This window comes from Bacteroides sp. (assembly GCF_019417265.1).
Lineage (GTDB): Bacteria > Bacteroidota > Bacteroidia > Bacteroidales > Bacteroidaceae > Phocaeicola.
This window is the reverse complement of the sequence record NZ_DXVR01000144.1, coordinates 1-4,703: the sequence shown is the minus strand read 5'-3', so window position 1 is coordinate 4,703 and position 4,703 is coordinate 1. Positions and strand designations below refer to the sequence as shown.

Below are 4,703 nucleotides of genomic sequence, written 5' to 3'. Positions count from 1 at the left end.
TAGAACAAGACAGAATTATAAAGATTAACATCGAAGAGGAAATGAAGTCGTCGTATATCGATTACTCCATGTCGGTAATCGTGGCGCGCGCCCTCCCGGATGTAAGAGATGGTTTCAAACCTGTACATCGCCGTATTCTCTACGGAATGATGGAATTAGGAAATACTTCGGACAAACCTTATAAGAAATCTGCCAGAATCGTTGGTGAGGTGCTTGGTAAGTACCATCCTCATGGCGACTCTTCAGTGTATGGAGCATTGGTGCGTATGGCGCAGGATTGGGCTATGCGTTATCCGTTGGTTGACGGACAGGGTAACTTCGGCTCAGTCGATGGCGACAGCCCTGCGGCAATGCGTTATACTGAGGCAAGACTGAAGAAGATAGGTGAGGAAATGATGCAGGACCTTTACAAGGAAACAGTTGATTTCCAGAACAACTTCGATGATACTCTTCAGGAACCTACTGTAATGCCGACCCGTATTCCTAACCTTTTAGTGAACGGTGCATCAGGTATTGCCGTTGGTATGGCTACAAATATGCCGACACACAATCTGGCTGAAGTTATTGACGGCTGTGTGGCATATATCGATAATAAAGATATAGATGTAGATGGCTTGATGCAATACATCAAGGCTCCTGATTTCCCTACCGGCGGATACATTTACGGTGTAAGTGGTGTCAGAGATGCATACGAAACAGGTCGTGGACGTGTAGTTATGCGTGCTAAAACTGAAATCGAAACTCACACAAATCATGACAAGATTATCGTAAACGAGATTCCTTATAATGTAAATAAGAAGGAACTTATCGAACATATTGCTTCTCTTGTTAACGAAAAGAAGATTGAAGGTATCTCATACGTGAATGATGAGTCCGACCGCGAAGGTATGCGTATCGTGATAGACGTAAAGCGTGATGCCAATGCAAGTGTCGTTCTGAACAAACTGTTCAAGATGACTGCTCTTCAGACTTCATTCGGTGTGAACAATATCGCTCTGGTTAATGGACGTCCACGTCTGCTCAATCTTAAGGACCTTATAAGATTGTTCGTTGAACACAGACACGAGGTTGTTATACGCCGTACTAAGTACGATTTGCGCAAGGCTCAGGAACGTGCACACATTCTCGAAGGTCTTATCATCGCTTCGGATAATATAGATGAAGTAATCAGAATCATCCGTGCTGCTAAAACTCCTAATGAGGCTGTCACTAACCTGATGAACCGTTTCGAACTCAGCGAAATCCAGGCTCGTGCAATCGTAGAAATGCGTCTTCGTCAGTTGACAGGACTTTTGCAGGAACAGCTTCATGCGGAATACGAAGAGATTATGAAGCAGATAGCTTACTATCAGGAAATCCTTTCAAACGATGAGCTCTGTATGAAGGTTATCAAGGACGAACTGATAGAGGTGAAGGAAAAATATGGTGACAAGCGTCGTTCTGAAATAGTTTATGCTTCTGAGGAATTCAATCCTGAAGACTTCTACGCTGACGAACAGATGGTTATCACTATATCTCATTTAGGATATATAAAGCGTACCCCATTGGCCGACTTCCATGCTCAGAACAGAGGTGGAGTAGGTTCTAAGGGTAGCGAAACACGCGATGAGGACTTTATAGAGCATATCTATCCGGCCACAATGCACAACACTATGCTGTTCTTCACTCAGAAAGGTAAGTGCTACTGGTTGAAGGTATATGAAATTCCTGAAGGCAACAAGACATCTAAGGGACGTGCAATACAGAATCTGTTGAACATCGACAGCGATGATGCCGTAACAGCTTACTTGCGTGTCAAGAACCTGAACGACAAGGAATTCATCAACAACCATTATGTATTGTTCTGTACTAAGCAGGGTGTAATCAAGAAGACTCTCCTCGAACAGTATTCACGTCCACGCCAGAACGGTGTGAACGCTATTACTATCCGCGAAGACGACAGAGTGATAGAAGTCCGTATGACTAACGGTAACAACGAAATAGTTATAGCAAACCGCAACGGACGTGCTATACGTTTCCATGAAAGTGCTGTCCGCGAAATGGGACGTACCGCTACCGGTGTACGTGGTATTACACTCGACGAAGACGGAAAGGATGAAGTTATAGGAATGATTTGCATCAAGGACCCTGAAAAGGAAACTATCATGGTGGTTTCTGAAAACGGTTATGGTAAGCGTTCCGATATCGAGGATTACCGTAAGACCAACCGTGGAGGTAAGGGTGTCAAGACATTGAACATTACTGAGAAGACAGGCTCACTTGTTGCCATCAAGTCTGTAACAGACGAGAACGACCTTATGATTATAAACAAGTCGGGTATTACAATCCGTGTGAAAGTGGCTGATTTCCGTATCATGGGACGTGCTACTCAGGGTGTGAAACTCATTGACCTGGAGAAACGAAACGACAGTATCGGTTCTGTATGTAAAGTCGATTCTCAACCTGAAGAAGAGGCTCAGTCTGAAGAAACAGAACAGATTGAAGGCTTATCGGACAATGGGATAGATAACAATGCAAATGAAACCCAAGAAGAAGAGAATAATCAAAACAATTGACTTACTAAAATTTAAAACATTATGAAAAAAGTATTACTAACTGCTGCAGTGATGTTTGCCACATGTGCGGTATCGGCACAGACAAGTGTTGTAAAAAAGGCGAAGTCTGAAAAAGGTAACCCGGTTAAGGCGGCTCAGATTATTGAACCTGCTTTGAGCGACCCTACAACGGCCAACGACCCTGAAACATGGAAACTTGCCGGTGATTTCCAGAAGGCTATCTATGATGACGAGAATATGAAACTTTATCTCCCGGGCGGAAAAGCAGATACAGCTAAGTTGTACAACAGTTTGGCTAAGATGTTCGAATATTACATGAAATGTGATGAAGTAGAACAGGCTAAGGTTGCAAGCGGCGAACTTAAGAAACCTAAATTGAGAAATAAACTTGCAAAGACTCTTGCTACCGTACGTCCTAACTTGACTAATGCAGGATCTGATGCATATAATGCAGGAAACTACAACAATGCATTGAAATTCTTCGGTATATATTGCGATGCTGCTACTGCTCCTATCTTTGCAGATATGGATGAAGTGAAGAACGATACTCTTGTTCCACTTATTGCAAACTATGCAACTTTGGCTGCAAACTCACTGAAGGACAATGCAGCAGTTATCAAATATGCAAATATCGGTAAGAACCACAAGGAAGAAGGTTACAGAGCTTTGATGTGTCTTGCTGAAGTTTACAAGTCAGAAGAAGCTAAAGACTCTGTTAAATGGCTTGCTGCTATTAAGGAAGGTGTTGAGAAATTCCCTGCACAGGAATATTTCGTAGGTAACCTTATGGACAACTACATTCAGAAGGGACAGGTAAAAGAAGCTTTGTCTGAAATAGACGGTATCATCGCTAACAACCCTTCTGCATATTTCTTGTATGTAAAAGGTGTTCTTCAGTATGAAAACAAAGACTACGAAGGAGCATTGGCTACTTTGCAGAAAATCATTGACAAAAACGATGGTTTCGTAGCTGAAGCATATTCAAAGATGGGTGACTGCTACTTCTTCCCAGGTCAGGATATAGAAGAAGCAAACTCTAAGTTGGCTATGGACGATCCTAAGTATGCTGAAGGTGAAGCTAAGATTAAAGAACTTTATGCAAAGGCATTGCCATATTATGAAAAGGCTAAGGAATTTGCTCCTGGCAACAAGGCTTTGTGGGGTCAGTATATGTTGAGAATCTACTGGAAACTTAACAGAGCTGAATACGAAGCTCTTGAAAAAGAACTTGGATATTAATCTCAAACTTTACAATAATGAAATCCCGGTCTGCTCAGGCCGGGATTTTTTATTGGGTGAACTTTATCAGAACTTAAAGCTTATACTTCCGTATGGCAGGCAGTTCTTTGACATATGTACAGAGTAGAAATCTACGATATCTTCTTCAGGCGGATTTCCAAGCAGGTTGTACAGGCCGCATCTGAAAAGCAACAGCTTATCTCCAAAATCTTTTCTGAATGTATATCCCACATCTATTCTGTAGTTGAATTCTCCGCGAGTTTTTCTGAAACCTAAATCCTTGTCACTCTCGAACCAGTGATCGGAAACCTTTATCCTTCCGGACTTAGCTACACATCCCAATGACAGGCTTGATGATTTGCTTATCTTGTATGATAATGCTCCGGCTGCGTAGTGAGGCATGTCGTATAACGAAGGCAGTTTGCCGAGGTCTTTATATTCATCAAACCATTCACGGCTTCTTGCGTAGGTGTACGACAGTTGCATGGTTCATCTTCTATACATATAATAGAGGAACATCTTGATGCCGTAGCTGTCACCGTTACCGGCCATTATGTAATTGTTCCAATTGTCGTTTTCTACTATGACATCCGGTTTCAGTGCCACTACGTTCCGTCTTGTCTTATAATATGCAGATGTTTTCAATTTCCCTCTGTCACTGTCGAAGTTTCTTTTCCAACCTATTTCATAATGTTCCGAGGAACGTGGCTTGAATCCTTCTATGCTCGGCATCCTGAAGTCAGTGGAAAGTGCAAACCCGTTGAAGCTGATATAATGGTAGAATTGCTCCATTTTGGAGAAATTCAGATATTAATTATTAGGTTCAGTCCTTCACCCGGACTTATCGATTATTGGGCTACTATGACTTCTGCTGACTTCTCACGGCAAGCTTTACTCCGCTGATTTCGA

At 42.3% G+C, this 4,703-nt stretch carries 4 protein-coding genes; 2 read left to right on the top strand and 2 right to left on the bottom strand.

The features are described 5' to 3' along the window. Both gyrA and QZ379_RS12100 read left to right on the top strand, forming a co-directional pair. The coding region (gene gyrA / locus QZ379_RS12105) for a DNA gyrase subunit A (protein ID WP_291565191.1) at window positions 1-2,555 on the top strand (2,555 nt) is incomplete at its 5' end. A gap of 21 nt (window positions 2,556-2,576) precedes the next feature. Continuing rightward, window positions 2,577-3,794 carry a hypothetical protein gene (locus QZ379_RS12100; RefSeq protein ID WP_291565188.1) on the top strand — a complete coding sequence of 406 codons (1,218 nt, stop codon included), beginning with the start codon at window positions 2,577-2,579 and terminating at the stop codon, window positions 3,792-3,794. A gap of 66 nt (window positions 3,795-3,860) precedes the next feature. Here the strand turns inward: QZ379_RS12100 and QZ379_RS12095 are convergent, their stop codons facing one another. Both QZ379_RS12095 and QZ379_RS12090 read right to left on the bottom strand, forming a co-directional pair. Continuing rightward, window positions 3,861-4,280: a hypothetical protein gene (locus QZ379_RS12095; RefSeq protein ID WP_291565185.1), complete on the bottom strand. Its 420-nt coding sequence runs from the start codon at window positions 4,278-4,280 to the stop codon at window positions 3,861-3,863. Window positions 4,281-4,283: 3 nt separating this feature from the next. Next, the gene (locus QZ379_RS12090; RefSeq protein WP_291565182.1) at window positions 4,284-4,586 is read right to left on the bottom strand and encodes a TonB-dependent receptor; all 303 of its coding nucleotides are present in this window, start codon (window positions 4,584-4,586) and stop codon (window positions 4,284-4,286) included. Between the last annotated feature and the right edge of the window lie 117 nt (window positions 4,587-4,703).

What these genes read in the sequence shown, in the direction of transcription:
- QZ379_RS12090 (WP_291565182.1), bottom strand. Translation starts at nt 4,586, where the DNA reads ATGGAGCAATTCTACCATTATATCAGCTTCAACGGGTTTGCACTTTCC.
- QZ379_RS12100 (WP_291565188.1), top strand. Translation starts at nt 2,577, where the DNA reads ATGAAAAAAGTATTACTAACTGCTGCAGTGATGTTTGCCACATGTGCG.
- QZ379_RS12095 (WP_291565185.1), bottom strand. Translation starts at nt 4,280, where the DNA reads ATGCAACTGTCGTACACCTACGCAAGAAGCCGTGAATGGTTTGATGAA.